This is a genomic window from Sulfurimonas sp. (genome assembly GCF_016744025.1).
Classification (GTDB): domain Bacteria; phylum Campylobacterota; class Campylobacteria; order Campylobacterales; family Sulfurimonadaceae; genus Sulfurimonas.
The window spans coordinates 13,121-33,525 of sequence record NZ_JADGFC010000014.1; the positions used below are offsets into that span (position 1 = coordinate 13,121).

The window sequence follows — 20,405 nt, forward strand, 5'->3', positions numbered from 1 at the left end:
AACGTACTAGAAGTAATTCTAACACTGATTATAATTGAAACTTTATATTTAGTTTCTCATCTAAGTCCCATAAACCTTTTTTCTTTAACTCTTCTACTACATTTTGAGTACAATCAACATCATCAGGCCATTCACGAGTAAAGCCATCTACAGAACTTTTATTTGTCCCATCGATTCCAACCATTAAACCTGAAATGAAAACATCTCTTTGTGCATCCATATTGTTTGTAACACGCCAAATCAGCATATAAGGATTTAATATATCATTCTTTTTATCATCAACAAAAACAACAATTCTGATGTTTGTGCTTAAACTAACTAATGCCTCAAAGTACTCTTTTGCATTTTTAGTCTTATTAACACTTATTACAGTAACTGGGTTTTTAGTACGTCTCATATATTGATGAACATTAGTCACTTCTGGAATAAGTTCTTGTACCTTCTCTAGCAGTTCTTCATCACCTAAAAGTTGAGGAGGCTCTACTTTATACGCTGCTGTAGCATCTATACCAAGTTTTCCACCAACTAATGTTTCAGGAGAAGAGTGGTCAAGTGCATCTAAGATACCCTCAGATATAAAAAGAGACTTTGGAGTAAATCTATCTAATATATAAGAAGTTAAAGCTTCATAATTATCTAATTTTGGAGAATTCTCATCTAAAAAGATTGCGTGTTTCACAAAACTCATCTGTCCTGCACCCCAAAAAGCATGCATAAATTGTTTAGCATGTCCTTTATAGTGTGGTTGCATCTTAGCAAGTATAAGATTATGAAAACCTGCATTCTCTGGCATATGATAGTCAAGTAAATCAGGTACAGTAGTCTTTAAAAGTGGAAAGAAAATCTTACCAGTTGCCCAACCCATATACTTATCTTCTAATGGTGGTTTACCTACAACTGTAGCTAAAAATATTGGTTTCTTTTTAGTCGTAATTGCACTTACATGCATTACAGGATATGGTTCTTCTAAAGTATAATAACCTGTATGATCACCAAATGGACCTTCTACTTTTATCTCTTGAGTATCTACCCAACCTTCTATTACATAATCAACATCAGCTGGGATATATAATGGAGTTGTTAAAGACTTAACAAGTTTAGCAGGCTCTTTTTTAATAAGACCATACATTAAAAGTTCATTAACACCATATGGAAGTGGAGCAGTTGCACACCAAGTATAAAGTGGATCACCACCAATAGCAACACTAACTGGCATCTTTTTACCAGCTTTTTGGTACTGATCAAAAAAGTGAGAAGAGTCTTTATGAATCTGCCAATGCATACCTAAATGGTCTTTGTCATATACTTGAAGTCTATACATTCCAAGGTTTGCCATCTCTCCATCTAAACTTTGAGTATAAACTTGACCCATAGTAATAAAAGGACCAGCATCTTGTTCCCAAGTAGTTAAAACTGGTAATTTTCTAAGGTCAATATCATCAGTTAAGCATATCACTTCTTGACAAGCACCCTTGCCTTTTAACCGTTTAGGAAAAATATTTTTAAGTGAAAAAAGTTCACTTGCCATTGATATTTTTTCCATAAAACCCGAAGGTGGTTTCATATGAAGTAAATTAGTAATCTCATCAGCAACAGATTCAATAGTTCGACCAAAAAGAAGTTCACAACGTTTATAAGAACCAAATACATTCATAAAAACTGGTTCACTAAATTTAGTTCCACTTTTTTTATCTACAACATTAGTAAAAAGTATAGCTTTACCACCATCTTTCTTCTTTACTTCTGCATATGCTAAATGTGGGATTTCTAGATAAATGTCGAGTTCTTCATCTATAACTCTTAATTCACCATTTTTTTTTAATAATTCAATAGTTTTGTTCATATTTATAATCTTTGTGGCATTTCATCTTTAAATGCTGAATCTTGAGCTCTTTTAAGTAAATCTATTGCACCATTATCTATCATTAATTTAGCCATTTCTAAGCCTAAACCATTGCTTTTATCAAGAGCTCTTACTATTTTTTCCTGCATTATATTTGTGCCATTTTGAAAACCTATCATAGTTCTAAAAACTATTTCATCTCCAGATACAACAGCATTACAAGCTACAGGCGCTGAACATCCAGCTCCAATATTAGAGATAAAATCTCTTTCAATTTGTGTACAGATATATGTTTGTTCATCTTTTAGACTCTCAGCTATTTCTCTAACCTTATCATTTCCAAGAACTATTTCTATGCCTAGAGCTGCTTGTCCCATAGGAGGAATCATCATATCAAGTGATAGTTTTTGTGTATGAGGAATATCTTTAAGTAAGTCTAATCTGTGAAGCCCAATGTAGGCTAAGATAATAGCGTCATATTGTCCTTCTGAGAGCTTTCTAAGTCTTGTATTTACATTACCTCTTAAATCTTTTACTTTTAAGTCTGGTCTTTGTTGTAAAAGTTGCATTCTTCTTCTAAGACTTGTAGTTCCAACTACCGCACCTTGTGGTAAATCTTCTAAAGATTCATATTTATGAGATAAGAAAACATCACTTTGATCTTGACGTTTAGTAACTGCTACTAACTCTAAACCCTCTGGAACATATGTTGGAACATCTTTTAAAGAGTGCACTGCAATATGTGCATTACCAGCTAGCATCTCATCTTCAAGTTCTTTAGTAAAATGACCCTTACCGCCAATTAGCGCTAATGGTTTATCTAAAATTTTATCACCATTACTTACAATCTTATTTAATTCTACTGTGATTTCTGGGTACGCTGCTTCTACTCTATCTTTTATATGATATGCTTGCCATAGTGCTAAATCAGAAACTCTTGTTGCTATTACTAATTTTTCCATTATCTATTGAGCCTTTTCATATTTTCTTTTTGTTTTATCTAACTTGTCATCAAAGAACACAGTTGGAGTTCCACTAACCATTAAAGCAGTTGCAATATCCATATCATTTTTAATATGCTCATTCACAGCTTTTGATGTCAAATCTGCAGGTGTAATATTTGTATTCATTGTTTTATTAAATGCAGCTAATATTTTTTTTACATCTCTCTCTTTTGCGTCTACTTTAACAGTATAAAGTTTAAGTACAACATCTTTTTTACCTTTAAGCTCAGCCGCGACAGCTGCTCTAACTAGTTCTACTCCGGCAGGGTGAAGTGTAGGAAGAGGAAAATGATAATAATATATTGCAAATTTTTCTGGACTTTTTTTCATAGCATTAATTGCTTCTGGCACATAGTTTCTACAAAATGGGCATAATGGATCTGAAAAAATAGCTACTCTATGCTTAGCATTTGCATTTCCGTAGATAAGATTCTCTTTTTTGTAGTATTTTGCTTCAAATGATGGAGAAAGTGACTCTTTAAAAGAGATACCTGTTTTCATATCTATAAGGTCAGGTGAAATAGTGTCTCCATTAGAAAACCATACCATACTTTGTTTTATGTCACGATTTCCCTTTTCGCCTTTTACTGTAGCGTTTATGTTAACTATATATGCATTCCAACCTTTAACTTTTTCTAGAACAATTGTTTGCTTAACTTTGATTTTTAGCTTAAGTATATTTGGGTTTGCCTCATATGACTTTTTTAAAAAATTTTCTACATCTTTACTTGAAGTAGCCGCTTGTAATAAACTACTTAGTAGTAGAGTTGTCGCTAATAATTTCAACATCAATAACATCTGAATCCTTTTGAATGTTTTTTTGTATATTTTGAATATCTTCTTGATTATTACTTGGTTTATAGTTACCTGATTTTATATTATAACGATTAACTAACATACTTGTAAAAACACTAAACTGCATCAATGAGCCAAGAATATCAGTCATAAAACCGGGAATAATAAGTAAAATGGCACCAATGATTGTAAAGAGGTTTAATCTTTGAAACTCTCTTAAATCAATGGCATGGTAAGAAACTGCTGTAATATTATTTAGCAGTGTTGTTCTGAAATTGACTAATATTGATATACCTATAAAAGCCGTTAAAACTATCTCAAAAAATGTTAACAAACCACCAATATATGATGAGATATTAACAGAGACTAAGACTTCTAAAAAAAGGTATATTACAAAGTAAATCATACTATATTAACTCCATGATTGTAGAAAAAACATCACCAGTTTTTACTGATGTTTTCTCTGTTGTTTTTCTATCGTATATTTGAACAAGACCATTTGCTAGTTCTTTTCCAATTATAACAGTATATGGAAAACCAATAAGTTCTGCATCTTTCATTTTAAAGCCAAATCTCTCTTTTCTATCATCAAACATAACTTCAACATTTTCACCTAAAAGTTTTAAGTAAAGTTCTTCACCTAGTGTTACTTGTGCTTCATCTTTGATATTAGAAACCATAATATTAACTGTGTAAGGTGCTGTTTCTTTTGTCCAGATACAACCATTTTCATCGTGGTTTTGCTCGATTACAGATGCAACAAGTCTGCTTACACCGATACCATAGGTTCCCATCTCAAAAGGTTTTGGTTTACCATTTTCATCACTGAAATTTGCTTCTAGTGCTGAAGTATATGTAGTTCCAAGTTGAAAGATATGTCCAACTTCTATACCTTTTTTAAATGAAAGACTAGATCCACAAGAACATTTTTGCTCTAGTTCTAATTTAGTTAACTCTTCATAAGATTTTTCATTATAAGCATCAACTTGTGCTTCATCTTCAAATATAGTTTCAATATTTGCACCATAGTCACATGTATCACACACAACTATTGTGTCTTCACCACTATTTGCTAATACATGAATTTCTTTGCTTCCGGTTCCACCAATTGCACCACTATCTGCATCAACTACTCTAAAATCAAGACCGAGTCTTGTAAATATTTTTTTATAAGTTTCTTGCATAAGGTTAAATTCTCTAATCATATCTTCTTTAGAAGAGTGAAAAGAGTATCCATCTTTCATCAAAAACTCGCGACCACGTAAAATACCATATCTTGGTCTTGCTTCATCACGGAATTTGGTATTAATTTGGTATAAGTTAACAGGTAAATCTTTATAAGAAGTTACTCTGTTTTTAACTAATTCTACCATTGCTTCTTCATTAGTTGGGCTAAGTACAAAATCATTTTGATGTCTATCTTGGATACGTAGCATCTCTTTACCCATAGTATCTGAGCGTCCACTTTTATCCCAAAGAGAGATAGGAGTAACAAAACTAAGTTGAACTTCGTTACAACCAGCCTTATCTAACTCTTCTTTAACAATCTTTCTAATCTTTTCTAATACAATTTTTCCCAAAGGCATAAAGTTATAAAGCCCAGCACCTTGTTGGTTTATAAAACCACCTCTAACTAAAAACTGGTGAGATGGTAATGTTGCATCTGATGGAACTTCTTTTGTTGTTGGTATAAAGGCGCGGCTTCTTCTCATTTACTTCCTTTTTGTGCTACATTTAGGGCATGTTCACATTTGTATTCATCTGGCATCTTTACATTTTTATTATCACTTTTTATTAAAAATTGCATAGCTCCAGTTATCATATCTGACTTTGACTCTTCAGATACACCTCTCATTTTTGAAGTCATATCATGTAAAAAGCGTTTCATAACTTGCTCACCCATTTTATGCACTTCTTCTTCATACTCTTTTGGAATATATCCGTTTCTAATAACTCGCTCACTCTCTATTTTTGCAGCTTCAAAAGCTTTCGCATAAATATCTTTTATCATTGGTTCTATATTTAGAGTATCTAACCACTCAAAGAAAGCTACTGTGCTTCTACCTATAATTGTATGAGCTTTTCTCGCTTCTTCTTCTCTAAGACCTTTATTTTCGTCAACTATTGTTTTTAAGTCATCTATTTGATAAAGGTTAATACGCTCACCTTTATCATAAACAATATCTCTTGGAATAGCTAAATCAAACCAGTATCTATCAAAATCACATGGTTTTATAATATCATCTGTAATGATTGGAACAGGAGATGATGTTGCAGTAAATACAATTTCAAACTCATTTATTACACTTGGTAGTTGGTCAAAGTCTAAAACCTTAGCTCCACAAGCATCTGCTAATATAAATGCTTTTTCTTTAGTTCTATTCATAATATAAACATCTGCGCCATTTGAGACCATATGCTTAGCAGTTATTTCAGACATCTCACCGATTCCAATAATTAAGGCTTTTTTGCCCTCTACGCTATCTAAAACAGATTTTAGCTTAGAAACCGCAACACTTGCGATTGAGACAGGCTTTGAAGATATATCAGTAGCATTTCTAACTTGCGCCGCACATTTAAAAGCATTATGCATAGCACGAGCAAGTTTTTGACCACAGTGACCTTTGTCATATGAAAATCTAAATGCGTCTTTAAGTTGTCCAGCAATCTGAGTCTCACCAACAACCATAGAATCAAGAGAAGATGCAACTGTAAAGAGGTGATGTATAGCACTACTATTATCAAATATATCAGCACGACCTTCAAGCTCTTCAGTTGAAATATCTGAACGCTCGGTCAACTTTTCAAATATATGTTTAGTTGCCCCAACTATATCGCTACAGCTACAAAAGATTTCCATTCTATTACAAGTAGAAATAAGAATTGTCTCATTAATAGCTTCATTTTCATTTAATTTTGTTAGACATCCATGAACATGTTTATCATCAGGGTATGACAACTTCTCTCTAATTTCCATAGTAGAATTTTTGTGTGAAAAACTTATATTTAGATAGTGCATTAGTAACTTCTTTTAATCATAGTTTGTAGTATTTCAATGAGTTCTTTATTATCTTGTACAGCTAACATTGCTTCATTTGAGAGTTTTTTTGCAAGTTCAAAAGAGTTTTCAACACTTTTGTGCTCTTGCATCTTTTGTTTAATCCAAAGAACTTCATCTGTATCTATGTGCTTAGCATGAGAACTTTTTAGTCTTGCTTTATCTTGCGTATTTAAAACTTTGTAGAGATAAATATATGGAAGAGTACACTTACCTTCGACAAAGTCATTCATAGCAGGTTTTCCGAGTGTAGCTGAATCAGCAGTAATATCTAAGATATCATCTATAATCTGAAATGATAATCCAAGATTTCTACCATATACACCATATTTCTTTGCATCTTTACCTGCAAGCAGTGCTGAAGCATAAGCAGCAGATTCTATTAAAGTAGCAGTTTTTAGATAGAGCATATCAAGATATTTATCTTCATCTTCATTAAACTCATTTGCCATTTTAACGTCTTGCATCTCACCTTTGCTAAGTGCAGTAACAGATGAAGCAATAGATTTTGCCACATCTTTATCAAACTCAACTAGTTCAGTAAAAGCTTTAGAATAAAGGATATCTCCTAACATCACGGCTGTTTTACTACCATCTGTTGCATTTACAGATGCTACGCCTCTTCTTGTTACTGCCTCATCAATTACATCATCATGAAGCAGACTTGCTCCATGAATCAGCTCGACTATAGCAGCTAAAAGTGGGGCCTTTTCATGATTTGGAGCAATCTTTAAAATTAGTTTAGCTCTAAGTCTTTTACCACCAGAGAGCATATTAAAAAGACGAGTTACCTCGTCATAATCAACTTCTTCAATCAATCTTGCTATTTCACGCTCTACTCTTTGCATTCAAACCTCTCTAAGTATTTTTCAAATGTTTTAAACTAACTTGCATCTTTTTATCAAACAAGAAGAGTTCAAAGACTGCCTCTCGTGTTTCATACTTAAACTCTTTAAATTTAACTAGCAAATAAGCCGCATTAAAATGATCGGCACCTCTAGGTCTAAGTTCTAACCTAAAGCTACGATTTTTATCTCTTATGTAGAGTATATTTTGTGCAACAATTCTGTCATATGAACGATGAATAACCAATCCCTCATTGTGATAGAGTGTCCAATTAAATTTAAAGAGTTTTGTAATGTCGCCGTATTTTACAAGAATTTTCTTTTGTTCATCCTTTTTTAGAGAGATAGTTGTTACATCTCTGTAGGTATCTCCAAAGCTGACACTAAAACTAAGTGCTAGAATGATAAAAATTTGTAAAAATGGCTTCATTAATCTACTCGCTTTTTGAAACTATTTCACCCATAAGCTCAATGCTTAAACTCTTAGTCTTGCTCTCAACTATTTCACGCTGTTCAATAATCATAGCTTCAACTATTTCACTATAGTTTTCACCAATTTTTTCTTCTAAAATAAGCTCAAGAGCAGCTCTTCTTTTAATGAAATTTTCTAAATCAAATCTAACAACATCATTATTAGCATTAAAAATTATATCCATTAGTTTACTAACAGGAGAACCTAAAAATACATCATCTTCATCTTCAAATAGGGCACTATACTTTGACATTTATTTATTCCTTAATTTTATTTCTTATTATTGTGATTATACAGTTCATTTGTTAATTATCCCTTGATATTATTCAAGAGCTTATCTTGTTTTAAAAAACCTACAGATTTTATTGTTGTATATATAAAGAGTTAATGTTAAAGAAATGTAAGAATAGACTTATGTAGAGTTGTTTTTGAGTGTGGAGGTCTAGTCCACAAACTTCAAAAAATAGTAATTACTTTATTATCTGAGTACCAACACCCTCAGATGTAAATAGTTCTAATAACATAGAATGCTCTAGCCTACCATCAATTATATGAGCCTTTGTCACGCCGCCATCAATAGCTTCTAAACATGCATCTACTTTTGGCACCATTCCACCATTAATAGTTCCATCAGCTTTAAGAGCATCTACTTCAGCTCTTGTTAGAGTTGGTAAAAGTTCTTTATCCTTATTAAGGACACCCGGAGTGTCTGTTAAAAAAATGATTTTGTTTGCACCTATTGCTTTTGCAACATATGATGCACAAAGGTCTGCATTTATGTTAAAACCAGGATGACCCATCTCTTCACCAGCAGCAATTGGAGCGATAACTGGTACAAATTTATCTGCAATTAGTTTAGAAATCACAATAGGTTTAACTGAGTTTATATTTCCAGTTAGACCCCACTTCGCGAAATCTTTTGCTTTTGCTGTAATGAAGTGAGCATCTTTACCACTTACACCTATAGCTTTTGCACCATGAGAATTAAGAAGCGATACAATCTCTTTGTTTATCTCTCCACTAAGTATCATCTCAGCTATACGCATAACTTCTTTAGTTGTAACTCTTTGTCCTTCAATAAACTTAGTCTCAATATTTAGAGCATCTAACATCTCTGTAATCTTTGAACCGCCACCATGAACGATTACAGGTTTTATACCTACAAGATACATAAGTAAAATATCTTCAGCAAACTTCTCTTTTAACTCTGTTGATGTCTGAGCTGAACCACCATATTTAATAACAACTATCTCATTTCTAAACTCTTTTATAAACGGTAGTGCGTCAAGTAGTGTTTTTACTGTTTCTATCTTTTTTTTCAATATTTATTCCTGTAGTTATCTATTTTACTAAATACTCTTTCATCAACTTCAACATCCAAATCTAGTAGAGATATTGGTAAATTAAAAGGTTCAACTTTTACTAAATCTTTGTAGGTAAGTAAAAGTGAGTCTGAACTATCTTTTTTTAAAATTTCTTCTAACTCTTCTTTGTTAAATGAGTGATGATCTTCAAAATAGTTTCTACTTACAACTTGCGGCAAAAACTCATCTAACCTAGATGGTCTTGCTATTGCTGTTACTAGTGACATTTTAGCACTTTTATTTTTAAGTTGTACTACTCTAGTAAAATCTTTTGCTTCTTCAAGGACAACGGTTTCTTTAGATGGCCAAAGTCTCTCTCTAAATGCACCAGAGGGTAAGCATCTATTGTTTTTAGTTTTCACATCTATAAGAAAGTCTAATTTTTTAATATCATGCTTTGAGTATGCATCATCTAAAAAAACTATTTTTGCACCCATCTCTTTTGCTCTTAAGATACCTGCTGGTCTATCTTCACTTACGATGACTATAGCGTCTAAGAGTTTATGAGCATATATCATAGCTTCGTCACCACTTATGCTTACATCACATAAAATATTCTCTTTATCTTTAATAACATATAGTCCACTACTACTACGTCCATAACCACGAAGTACTACAGCAGCATCTTTATATCTAGATGCAAGAGCAGTTACAAGTGGTGTCTTACCACTACCGCCTACACTGAGGTTTCCAACACTAACTATATCAATATCAAAATCAACTGGGTTTTTACTTTTAAAGCGCAGGTACATGCCAAAGCAATATATCCAACTAAGTGGAAGAAGTAAAAAAGAGAGAAGCTTTTGAATAAAACTTGGGTTATAAAAATATCCCTCAACCCAAAATACTAAACTCTTTTTCAATGTTATTAAACTCTTGTTTTAGCTATTTGTTTAACTTTTTCACAAACAAATTTAACTTCTTTATCACTCATACTTGCATAAATTGGAAGAGATAAAACTTGCTGATAGCACTTTAATGCTTTTGGATAGTTGTTTATCTTAAGTGAATATTTTGACTTGTAGTAAGTTAAAAGATGAAGTGGAATATAGTTAAGTCCACACTCTACACCAACCTTTTTAAGCTCTAAGGCAAAAGAATCACGGTTCTTATCTACTTTGATAATATATAAAGAAAATGGATGTTCATCATTGCTCATATCAGGAAGAGTAATGTGTCCAGTTCCTGCAAGTGATTCACTGTACATTCTCGCTATCTCTTTAACTCTTTTAATATTCTTATCTTGTTTTACAATTTGAGTTCTTAGATAAGCTGCATCTAACTCACCTAGAGAGTAATCATTTCCTATATCTACTACATCATAGATATATTCCAGGGAGTCTTCATCACGCTCTATTGCATGATTACTTAAGAGCTTTGCACGTTCCATAATTACATCATTATTAGTAACAAGCATACCGCCGTTACATATGTTTTTCTTTAAATGAGAAGAAAAGTTAAAACAAGTAATATCTCCACCAGTTGAGCCAATCTTTTGATCTTTATATGTTGCACCTAAGGCTTCACATGCATCTTCAACAATTTTCACATTGTATATCTTAGCAATAGCATATAGTCTTTCTAAGTCAACTGTAGTTCCACCCAAGTGAGTAACAATAACTGCTTTTAGTTTTTTTGACTGGTTATCTTCTAGGTAAGCTTCTAAAAGGTCTAGATTGATATTATAAGTATTTGCTTCAATATCTATGAAAATAGGTTCTGCGTCAAAGTGACGAACAACCTCTGGCACATTAGGATAAGCATTTACAGAACAAACTACTTTATCCCCACGCTTAAGATCAAGTGCAAGCATAGCAAGATGAAGTGCTGAAGTACCATGAGAAGTTGCTAATGCATATTCTGCTCCAATATATGAAGCAAACTCTTTTTCTAACTGAGATACTTGGTTTAAATCTTCTGCATCTAAAACGTCTGCAACATTACTATGTTCTTCTCGTCCACTTTCGTATCTACAAAATGGTATTTTCATTTTTTTTCCTTAATTTCATTTTTTATGTGCTTTACAAAGTTATATCTCTTGGGTAGTTAAAATCATGGTTTATAGTTCTTGATGTTAGTTTTGCGATAACTGGCATTTTACGCTTAAAATGATTACGAAATATTCTTGAGATAAGCATATTTAGCATTTGAGAGTCTATTCCCTTTTTAACTATTTCTTCTTTAGTAAGTCTATCTTCTACATATAGTTTCAAAGCCTCGTCTAGCTGTGCATATGTATATCCTAAATCTTCTTCATCACTCTGTCCATCCCATAAATCAGCAGAAGGAGCTTTGTCTATGATACTTTTTGTTACACCAAGATATCGAGCTAACTCATATACTTCACTTTTATATAAGTCTCCTATTGGATTCACTGCACTTGAAAGGTCTCCATAAAGAGTTCCATACCCCAACATTAACTCACTCTTGTTACTTGTTCCCAAAACCAAAGCATTTTCTCTTGCTGAAATATCAAACAGAGTTGACATTCTCATACGAGAAGAGAAGTTCCCTTTTCTTAAATTATCCATATTTGGATTTAATTTCTCATATGCATCTAACATTGGTTCAATAGATGCAGTTATAGATTTCATAGAAAAATCTCTACAAAGAGCGTCTGCATCATCTAGAGAATTCTGTGAAGAGTATTGTGAAGGCATTTTGACACATAATAGATCATCTTTAAAAGTCTTATGAGCCAAAACAGCAACAACAGCAGAATCCAATCCACCACTCAAACCAATTACAACTTTTTCTATACCAGTTTTTCGGACTTCATCATCCAAAAAACGCTGTAGATAGTCTGATATTTGTGCGTACTTACTCATATTTTTCAACGAACCTTAAAAATCTTTAATAAAAAATATTATAACAAAGTTTTTGCTACAAATAACGTTTAAGAGCGTTTAGTTTTGATATTTATATTGTTTTGTTACAATCTAATAAAAAAGAGAGCCGATGCAAATAAAAGTTCAAGCTATGGGCGTTTACCAAACAAACTGTTACATTGCTACTGTAGATGGAAAAGACTTCATTATTGACCCTGGTGTAAATGCAACTTCTTGGGTAGAGAAAAATGTTACAAATCCTGTAGCAATTTTAAATACACATGGGCATTTTGATCATGTTTGGTCAAATGCAGAGCTTCAAAAGAAACTTAATATTCCCCTTTATACTCCTAAAGGAGATGTAATGTTGCTAAAAGAGAGTACTTGGATGCCAGACCTTCCACCATCAACTCCAGATATAGAAGTTCAACCAGAACAAGAATTTGATTTTGATGGTGTAAAAGTAAAATTTCGTCATTTCCCTGGGCACTGTCCAGGCTGTTCCATGATAGAAATTGCAGATGCAATATTTAGTGGAGATTTTATCTTTGAACGCTCTATAGGTAGAACAGATTTTCCATATTCTTCGCCGCAAGATATGAGAGACTCACTAGAGAAATTTAAAAAACTTGATTTTGATAAAACTCTCTATCCCGGACATGGTGTAAATACAAGTATAAAACAAGAGCAACAACATACCGACTACTGGATAGGAACTCTATAATGAAAGATCATTTTAAAGAAAAATCAAAAGAGTGGGATAAGGGAGATATAAGAGTTCAAGGTGCTAAAACAATTTCAGATGCCATTAACAAAAAAGTACAACTAAAAAGTGATATGGAAATTTTAGATTTTGGTGTAGGTACTGGACTTTTAGGATTTGATATAGCGCAGAGTGTTAAAAAAGTATATGGTGTTGACACATCTCAGAGTATGCTACAAAAATTAAAAGCCAAAAACACTCCTGAGCTTAGTATTGAAGTTTACTCCCAAGATATTATAGCAATGCCATTAGATAGGACTTTTGATGGTCTAGTTAGTTCTATGACACTTCATCATGTTCAAGACTTAAAAGCTTTTTTTGAAACAATATATAAAAATATAAAGGAAAATGGTTTTATTGCTATTGCAGATTTAGAGAGTGAAGATGGAACTTTTCATTCAGACAATACAGGTGTTTTTCATTTTGGATTCGATAAAAATAATTTATGTAAGATTGTTAAAGATGCAGGCTTTAATAATGTTACTTTTGAAAATATAAATACAATAAATAAACCACACAAAGACTTTGGTGTATTTTTACTAACTGCTAAAAAATAAAAGAGAGGACTAAATCCTCTTTTTACACTTCTTCTTCATCAAGAAGTTTTAGTTTTAGTACGTGTCTATCAGTAATTACAGTTTTAAATTCACCTTCAAAAACTTTTATATCTAAAACATGAGCTTCAACATGGATATTTCTTTTTCTACCCTCTTTGTGTCTTACCCTTGCAACAAAGTTAACTTCATCGCCAAACTTTACAGGAGATAGGAATTGACAATCACTTCCAACTAAAACTACATTTCTTTCATTTACAGCTGCCATCGCCGCAAAATCAGCAGCACTAAAGATAAATCCACCATGAATAAGTCCTTGATCATCAACTACCATCTCAGAAATAGTGGTTAGTCTTAACTCAACATAACCTCTTTCAAGCTTTAATATTTCTCCATTTAGATAGCGATTAGTATTTTCATGGGTATTTAAAGCGACGGCATTTTCATCTTCATTTACATAATCATCAAATTCTAATGATTCATCATCTATTTCATTCTCATTACTCATTAATTAATCCCTTGATTTTATAAGTTTTACATAAACTCTTTTTGGAGCTGGGTAGCCCTCAAGTGTTTTTGTATTATCTTGGGGATCTAAAAAGTCTTCTAGTGACTGTCCTTCTATCCAAGAAGTTTTTCTTTGCTCATCTTCATCTGTTGTAGAAGTTTCTAAAACTTCAAAACTACTAAACCCCGCTCTTAAACACCAGTTTTTAAGTGCTGGTATTGTCGGAACAAAATAGATATTTGATATTTTCGAATAAGATGATTTTGGACAAAGTGCCATCTCATCTTCACCCTCAATATAAAAAGTATCAAGGATAACTTCACCATTTTTATCAAGTCCACGAAATAGTGATTTTAGCATCGCTACAGGATCGCTTCTGTGATACAAAACACCTAAACAAAAGATAGTATCAAATTTCTCTTCATAAAATTCCAGATGTTCAACACCTAAAAGTTCATAAACGATATCACTTTTCACAAAATGATTTATAAAATCAAACTGTGTTTTATACAGAGGTGATGGATCAAAACCTACTAATGATTTTGGTTCATCTTCTTGCATACGAAATAAATAGTAACCATTGTTACAACCTATATCGGCAACTCTCTTATCTTTTAAATCGAAATGTTTTCTCAAAAGATTGTATTTAATATTACTCTTCCACTCTGCATCTATAAAACAGTCCAAAACTTCAAATGGTCCTTTTCTCCAAGGCATCATAGTTCTTGCAACTTCTTCTATATTTTGAGTTGATTTAGCACTAATCTTAACAACATCACCAAGTTCAACTTCAAACAAGCCATCTTCTAAAGACTCTAATGCCTCACGAAGCGGTTTGATATTTTTCCAAGTCATCCACTTTTGTCTTTCTTTTCTTAAATCTTCTAAGTTCATTTTATTCTTTATGTATGTAAATTTAATTATAATTGTATCTAAATATCAATCCCCATAGGAAATTTAATGAGATTAGAGAAAAAAGCCACCTTAGTATCTACTTCAGTTGCAGGAATCCTTGTCCTTATGAAAATGACAGTGGGTATTTTAAGTGGTTCTATCGCTGTTCTTGCTTCTGCAATTGACAGTTTTTTAGACCTTACAGTTTCCCTATTTAACTTTTTTGCACTTAATACTGCTGAGAAAAATCCGGATGAACAATTTAACTATGGAAGAAGTAAGATAGAACCACTTGCTGCAGTTGTTGAAGGAACTGTAATTTCTATATCAGCAGTTTTTATATTCTATGAAGCCCTTGTAAAAATAACGCATCCCAGAGAAATGGGCTTTATGCAAAGTAGCATCTGGGTAATGGCAGCATCTCTTGTAATAACGCTTGCTCTTGTATTATTTTTAAATTATGTTGCTAAAAAAACTAAGAATATGGTTATAACAGCAGATGCTCTTCACTACAAAACTGACCTCTTCTCAAATGGTGCAGTTCTTATGGCTCTTGCTCTTATATCAATGACAGGAGAACAGTTAATAGACCCAATACTTGGTCTTGGGATAGCAATTTATATGATTTATTCTGCTATTCCAATCATCAAAGAGGGAGTTTTAATGCTTTTAGATGCTGCTCTTCCTGAAGAAGATATACAAAGTATTAGAAATATTTTACAAAACAATATAGGTATTTCAGACTATCACTTTCTTCAAACTAGAGAGTCTGGTTCACAAATCTTCATATCTGTTCATGCAGTATTTAACATTAGTATCTCATTATACGACGCTCATCTTGTAGCTGATAAAATTGAAGCTGATATAAAAGCTCTTTTTGAAGATAAAAGTGTTCATACTATTGTGCATATGGATCCATATGATGATTCAGAGATGAATGAGATAGAAGATAAGTACTAAACCTATTATGAACTTCTATGCTTTAATAATCGGAACAGAAATTTTAAATGCTAGAAGAGAAGATAAACACTTTAAATTTGTTCGTGATGAACTACAAAAATATGGTTATGATCTTTTTGCCACATTCATTGTAAAAGATGATGAAGAACTTATGAAGAACTCTTATGAACTTATCAAAAAAGATAAAAACTCAATTATGTTCTCATTTGGAGGGATTGGTTCTACTCCTGATGATTTAACACGAGATATAGCTTCTCAAATTTTTACAAATAAAGCTGTAGTTAGACATAAGGTTTTTGAGCAAGATATTATTGATAGATTTGCAGATAAATCTTACCCTCATAGAATCAGTATGGCAGATATACCTCAAGGTTCAGAGCTACTTTTTAATCCAGTTAATAATATGTCTGGATTCTCTTTGCAGAACAGATTTTTCTTTGTTCCAGGTTTTCCTGAGATGGCTCATCCAATGATAAGAGAAGTGATTTCTAAACTATGTTGTACAAGATTGAAAAAACACAGATATACACTTTTAGCTCAGACAAGCGAAGAGACACTTATAAATCAGATGAAACTTCTTCCAGATCATGTAGAACTTTCATGCTTACCAATCTTTAAAGATGGCAAAGCCTTAGTTGAGTTATCACTTAGCGGTGGCGATGACAAAGAAATAAAAAGCCACTTTAACCTTTTTATAAAAGAACTTGAAAGTAAAGATATAAAGTATAAGCTTTTAACTACTTAGCGTATACTACTGCTCTACTTTCTCTTATTACATTTACTTTTATCTCACCAGGATATTGAACCTGTTCTTCAATCTCTTTTGCTATCTCTTTTGACATTAAGATAGATTCATCATCATTTACAAGTGTAGCATTTACGATAACTCTTACTTCACGACCTGCATTTATCGCGTAAGCCTGTTTCACACCTAGATGCACAGAAGCTATTTCTTCTATCTGAGTTACTCTTTTTAAGAAACTCTCTAGTACTTCTCTTCTAGCTCCTGGTCTTGCCGCTGAGAGTGCATCTGCTACACAAACTGAAGCACACTCTATAGAATTCATCTCTTCATGACCATGATGAGCATATATAGCATTTATAACTACACTATGTTCACTATATCGGTTACAGATATCAGCACCTAAATCAACATGACTGCCCTCATGTTCATATGTTAGTGCTTTCCCTATATCATGAAGCAGTCCAGCTCTTTTTGCAAGCCTTGAATCTCCACCCATTTCAGAAGCCATAACACCAGCTAAGTGTGCAACTTCAAGTGTATGAGCTAAAGCATTTTGACCATAACTAGCACGATATCTAAGTTTACCTATAAGCTTAACAAGCTCAGGATGCATAGCTCCGATATCCATATCAGCAATAAGTTCTTCACCTTCGTTTAAGATGCCATCTTCAAACTCTTGTGATACTTTTTCATATATCTCTTCTATTCTTGCAGGCTGAATTCTTCCATCTGCTATGAGTAGTTGTAAAGTTTTTGTTGCAATAGCACGACGATAAAGGTTGAAACTACTTACAAGAATAGCGTTTGGTGTATCATCTATTATAATATCCACACCCATTAAAGTTTCTAATGCTTTAATATTTCTACCCTCTTTACCAATGATTCGACCTTTTAACTCATCATCTTCTAAATGAACTAAATTAGTAAGTCTCTCAGATGCAAAGTTTCCAGCAAATCTACTAGCAGCTTGAGCTAAAATATAATTTGCTTTTTTCTGTCCTTCAGTTTTTGCTTCATTTTCATAGCGTCTAACTATATGAGCAATATCTCCACGCGATTTCTCTTCAACTTTATCTAGTAAAACTTTCTTCGCTTCATCTTGAGTCATACCAGCACTATGCTCAATCGTATGAAGAGCTTCATCTACTTTTTCTTCATATTTCTTTTTAATAGACTTTATAGATTTTTCATTTCTATCTAAATCAACTTTTTTAGCTTCTATTACTCTTGAATCATCACGAAGTCTTTTGTCTTCGTTTTGTTTATATCTTTTAAAATTTTGTTCTTTTCGAATAACATCATCTTCTCTTTGATGTAGATCAGCTTTGGCCCTATCTTTTGCGCTTTCATAATGTCTTGAAGCTTCAAGTTCAATCTCTTGTGATTTGAGTTTTGACTTGTGTAAAAGATTTTGTGCTTCATTTTCAATGGCACTTGCTTTGGCTTTTGCTTGATCAACAAAAACATCAAAATTAGCATGAGTAATTTTCTTAGAGATAAAAAATCCAAAAAGACCACTTACCATGGCAATAGAGCCACCTAGTAGTATTTCATTTAACATTACCTATTCCTATTCTCTAGCCGTAATACTGTCTCGGTTTTTTATTAAATCTTGGTGTTAGTAGCAAATCACATGAAATATCATAATCATCACAAATATATTCTTTTGTAAAACAAACTTCTGGTTGTATAAAAATTGTGTATGGCTTCTTTTTTAACTTTTCAAAGAAACGATCATACATCCCTTTTCCAAAACCTATTCTCTGTAATTTACCATCAACCCCAACCGTAGGCACTATGGCTATATCAATTTTATTTATATTTCTTATAGTATTTCCCGCTTCGTAAATATTAAATTTCTTCTTCTTTAGCGGTAACCTAAATGGTACTATCTTAAAACTTGAATCTTGCATAAATGGTACAAAGATATCACAATTTCGACGAATTATATTGAGTGTTTTCCTTATATCTGCTTCAAATGCCAAAGGATAATAAAATAACACTTTTAAACCTTTCTTGTACTTTAACTCACGTAAAAGACGTTTATTTATCATTGCATTTCTATAATATTTATTATGTGCAGAAGCATTTTTGATTTTTTTTATACAATTTTGTCTAAATATTGATTTTGTAAGAGGCATATAATTTCTTTAAGTTATAATTTCGCATATTTTACAATAAATAAAGGTATTTTAATGTTTAAAAAAATCACTACAACAATCTTATTAAGTTCAGCTCTATTTTTCGTCGGATGTTCAAATGATGATGCACAAGATGCAAACGAGATTATTTCAACAAACGAGTATGTATTAACAGGTCTTGATTACAAAGAATATATAGTAAAAAAAGAAGGTTCTGGATTTGTACTAAAAGGAGCTGAAGGTAAAGTAGTTTTATTTGATATCTTTGCAACTTGGTGTCCACCATGTCGTGGAGCGGCGACTCACCTTACTTCACTTCAAAAAAAGTATAAAGATGACTTAGTTATTATTGGTCTTACAATAGAAGATAATATTGAAAATGCAAAACTTCTTGACTTTAGAAATACATACAATGCTAATTACACACTTGTTAACTCTGATCAAAACCGTCGTTTAGCAGACACTATTGTAAATGAGTTAAAACTTGGAGAGAGATACCCTATTCCAATTATGGCACTTTACAAAGATGGTAAATACATAAATCACTTCATTGGTTCAATAGAAGAAGAGCTTATAGAAAACGACATTAAGCTGGCTACTGGTAAATAAGGAAGTATATATATGTTTGGTTTTATAAAAAAATCTCTATCTAAAACAGCAGATGCAATAAAAACTGTTGTTCCAAAGAAGAAAATTTCATTTACAAAAGATGAACTTGAAAATATTCTACTAGAAGCTGATGTTGAGTATGACTTAGTTGAAATAATAATTGAGCAAACATACCAAACTAAAATCACAAGAGATATCTTACGATCAAAGCTTTTAGCATCTCTAGCCTACACTTCATACAAGGAACCTGAATATACAGCTCCTTTTGTTGAGTTAATTGTTGGTGTAAACGGTGCTGGAAAAACAACTACAATTTCAAAACTTGCTCAAAGATACAAAAATGACGGAAAGAAAGTCATTTTAGGTGCAGGAGACACATTTCGTGCAGCTGCAATAGAGCAACTAACGTTATGGTCTAAAAAACTTGATATCCCTATAGTATCTTCCGCTCAAGGGCATGACTCTTCTGCAGTTGCATTTGATACTATCGATTCTGCAAAAGCAAAAGGTTTTGATAATGTAATCATTGATACTGCTGGTCGTCTTCATACACAAACAAATCTTGCAAATGAGCTTAAAAAGATAAATCGTATTTGTGAGAAAGCTCATCCAGGTTCTCCTCATAGAACAATTTTAATACTTGATGGAACTCAAGGAAACTCAGCAATAGCTCAAGCAAAAGCTTTTCATGAAATGATTGGAATAGATGGTATTATTATTACAAAACTAGATGGAACTGCTAAAGGTGGTTCTATCTTTTCTATTGCTTACGCTCTAGAGCTTCCTATACTTTATGTTGGAACTGGTGAACAACCTGAGAATCTAACACCTTTTGATAAGTATGAGTTTGTAGATACTCTCTTAGATGCTATCTTTGTAGAAGAAGAAACGAACTAGTTAACGTCTTCTCTTAAGTACGAAAAACTGACTTAATTAAAAAAACGGGTGCATAAAACATTCATTAAAGTTCGGTATAGTAGGAGTAAACAAAGGTTTATTTACAAATGGCTGTAAAAAAGCTC

Annotated in this window: 23 protein-coding genes; 6 read left to right on the forward strand and 17 right to left on the reverse strand. The window is 32.5% G+C overall.

Going from position 1 to position 20,405, the window contains the following annotated elements; translation table 11 throughout:
- Positions 1-28: 28 nt before the first annotated feature.
- The 13 genes from QZZ48_RS03790 to QZZ48_RS03850 form a co-directional block, all read right to left on the reverse strand.
- A complete protein-coding gene (locus QZZ48_RS03790; protein ID WP_294962119.1) occupies positions 29-1,843 on the reverse strand; it encodes a menaquinone biosynthesis decarboxylase in 1,815 nt (604 codons plus the stop codon).
- A 2-nt stretch (positions 1,844-1,845) separates the two neighbouring features.
- On the reverse strand, positions 1,846-2,805 hold the full coding sequence (hemC, locus tag QZZ48_RS03795; RefSeq protein ID WP_294962121.1) for a hydroxymethylbilane synthase: 960 nt from the start codon (positions 2,803-2,805) through the stop codon (positions 1,846-1,848).
- Between the two features lie 3 nt (positions 2,806-2,808).
- Positions 2,809-3,645: a thioredoxin domain-containing protein gene (locus QZZ48_RS03800; protein WP_294962122.1), complete on the reverse strand. Its 837-nt coding sequence runs from the start codon at positions 3,643-3,645 to the stop codon at positions 2,809-2,811.
- The gene (locus QZZ48_RS03805; protein ID WP_294962125.1) at positions 3,599-4,048 is read right to left on the reverse strand and encodes an FxsA family protein; all 450 of its coding nucleotides are present in this window, start codon (positions 4,046-4,048) and stop codon (positions 3,599-3,601) included. The genes QZZ48_RS03800 and QZZ48_RS03805 overlap by 47 nt, the downstream gene beginning before the upstream one ends.
- Position 4,049: 1 nt before the next feature.
- Complete coding sequence (gene proS, locus QZZ48_RS03810; protein WP_294962127.1) at positions 4,050-5,354, reverse strand: proline--tRNA ligase; 1,305 nt, start codon at positions 5,352-5,354, stop codon at positions 4,050-4,052.
- Entirely contained in the window at positions 5,351-6,661 is a 1,311-nt protein-coding gene (hemA, locus tag QZZ48_RS03815) for a glutamyl-tRNA reductase (protein WP_294962128.1), read from the reverse strand. Before hemA ends, proS begins: the two co-directional genes overlap by 4 nt.
- Entirely contained in the window at positions 6,661-7,548 is an 888-nt protein-coding gene (locus QZZ48_RS03820) for a polyprenyl synthetase family protein (RefSeq protein WP_294962130.1), read from the reverse strand. Before QZZ48_RS03820 ends, hemA begins: the two co-directional genes overlap by 1 nt.
- Before the next feature lie 10 nt (positions 7,549-7,558).
- On the reverse strand, positions 7,559-7,975 hold the full coding sequence (locus QZZ48_RS03825; RefSeq protein WP_294962132.1) for a hypothetical protein: 417 nt from the start codon (positions 7,973-7,975) through the stop codon (positions 7,559-7,561).
- A gap of 4 nt (positions 7,976-7,979) precedes the next feature.
- Entirely contained in the window at positions 7,980-8,270 is a 291-nt protein-coding gene (locus tag QZZ48_RS03830; protein WP_294962134.1) for a DUF2018 family protein, read from the reverse strand.
- 217 nt (positions 8,271-8,487) lie between these two features.
- The gene (argB, locus tag QZZ48_RS03835; protein WP_294962135.1) at positions 8,488-9,339 is read right to left on the reverse strand and encodes an acetylglutamate kinase; all 852 of its coding nucleotides are present in this window, start codon (positions 9,337-9,339) and stop codon (positions 8,488-8,490) included.
- Positions 9,336-10,244, reverse strand: coding sequence for a tetraacyldisaccharide 4'-kinase (locus QZZ48_RS03840; RefSeq protein ID WP_294962137.1), 909 nt, complete (start codon positions 10,242-10,244; stop codon positions 9,336-9,338). The genes argB and QZZ48_RS03840 overlap by 4 nt, the downstream gene beginning before the upstream one ends.
- Positions 10,245-10,249: 5 nt before the next feature.
- Positions 10,250-11,371, reverse strand: a complete 1,122-nt coding sequence (locus QZZ48_RS03845) for a DegT/DnrJ/EryC1/StrS family aminotransferase (protein WP_294962138.1) — start codon at positions 11,369-11,371, stop codon at positions 10,250-10,252.
- Between the two features lie 31 nt (positions 11,372-11,402).
- Positions 11,403-12,209 (reverse strand): NAD+ synthase, encoded by an 807-nt coding sequence (locus tag QZZ48_RS03850; RefSeq protein WP_294962140.1) that lies wholly within the window; start codon positions 12,207-12,209, stop codon positions 11,403-11,405.
- Between the two features lie 130 nt (positions 12,210-12,339).
- Between QZZ48_RS03850 and QZZ48_RS03855 the strand changes: the two genes are divergently transcribed.
- Positions 12,340-12,933, forward strand: coding sequence for an MBL fold metallo-hydrolase (locus QZZ48_RS03855; RefSeq protein WP_294962142.1), 594 nt, complete (start codon positions 12,340-12,342; stop codon positions 12,931-12,933).
- Positions 12,933-13,529 carry a class I SAM-dependent methyltransferase gene (locus tag QZZ48_RS03860; protein WP_294962143.1) on the forward strand — a complete coding sequence of 199 codons (597 nt, stop codon included), beginning with the start codon at positions 12,933-12,935 and terminating at the stop codon, positions 13,527-13,529. The genes QZZ48_RS03855 and QZZ48_RS03860 overlap by 1 nt, the downstream gene beginning before the upstream one ends.
- A 22-nt stretch (positions 13,530-13,551) precedes the next feature.
- Here the strand turns inward: QZZ48_RS03860 and QZZ48_RS03865 are convergent, their stop codons facing one another.
- Positions 13,552-14,034, reverse strand: coding sequence for a PaaI family thioesterase (locus tag QZZ48_RS03865; protein ID WP_294962145.1), 483 nt, complete (start codon positions 14,032-14,034; stop codon positions 13,552-13,554).
- A gap of 3 nt (positions 14,035-14,037) precedes the next feature.
- On the reverse strand, positions 14,038-14,928 hold the full coding sequence (gene cmoB, locus QZZ48_RS03870) for a tRNA 5-methoxyuridine(34)/uridine 5-oxyacetic acid(34) synthase CmoB (RefSeq protein ID WP_294962146.1): 891 nt from the start codon (positions 14,926-14,928) through the stop codon (positions 14,038-14,040).
- 66 nt (positions 14,929-14,994) lie between these two features.
- On the opposite strand from cmoB, the gene QZZ48_RS03875 reads away from it, so the two are divergent.
- Together QZZ48_RS03875 and QZZ48_RS03880 are read left to right on the forward strand one after the other, a co-directional pair.
- Positions 14,995-15,888, forward strand: coding sequence for a cation diffusion facilitator family transporter (locus tag QZZ48_RS03875; RefSeq protein WP_294962147.1), 894 nt, complete (start codon positions 14,995-14,997; stop codon positions 15,886-15,888).
- Between the two features lie 7 nt (positions 15,889-15,895).
- On the forward strand, positions 15,896-16,633 hold the full coding sequence (locus tag QZZ48_RS03880) for a molybdopterin-binding protein (RefSeq protein ID WP_294962149.1): 738 nt from the start codon (positions 15,896-15,898) through the stop codon (positions 16,631-16,633).
- Here the strand turns inward: QZZ48_RS03880 and rny are convergent.
- Together rny and QZZ48_RS03890 are read right to left on the reverse strand one after the other, a co-directional pair.
- Positions 16,626-18,194, reverse strand: a complete 1,569-nt coding sequence (gene rny, locus QZZ48_RS03885; RefSeq protein ID WP_294962151.1) for a ribonuclease Y — start codon at positions 18,192-18,194, stop codon at positions 16,626-16,628. The two genes, QZZ48_RS03880 and rny, sit on opposite strands and share 8 nt — an antisense overlap.
- Positions 18,195-18,210: 16 nt before the next feature.
- Positions 18,211-18,774, reverse strand: a complete 564-nt coding sequence (locus tag QZZ48_RS03890) for a 5-formyltetrahydrofolate cyclo-ligase (RefSeq protein ID WP_294962153.1) — start codon at positions 18,772-18,774, stop codon at positions 18,211-18,213.
- A gap of 54 nt (positions 18,775-18,828) precedes the next feature.
- On the opposite strand from QZZ48_RS03890, the gene QZZ48_RS03895 reads away from it, so the two are divergent.
- Together QZZ48_RS03895 and ftsY are read left to right on the forward strand one after the other, a co-directional pair.
- Positions 18,829-19,383, forward strand: coding sequence for a TlpA disulfide reductase family protein (locus QZZ48_RS03895; protein WP_294962155.1), 555 nt, complete (start codon positions 18,829-18,831; stop codon positions 19,381-19,383).
- A 12-nt stretch (positions 19,384-19,395) separates the two neighbouring features.
- Positions 19,396-20,280: a signal recognition particle-docking protein FtsY gene (ftsY, locus tag QZZ48_RS03900; protein WP_294962157.1), complete on the forward strand. Its 885-nt coding sequence runs from the start codon at positions 19,396-19,398 to the stop codon at positions 20,278-20,280.
- Positions 20,281-20,405: the final 125 nt, after the last annotated feature.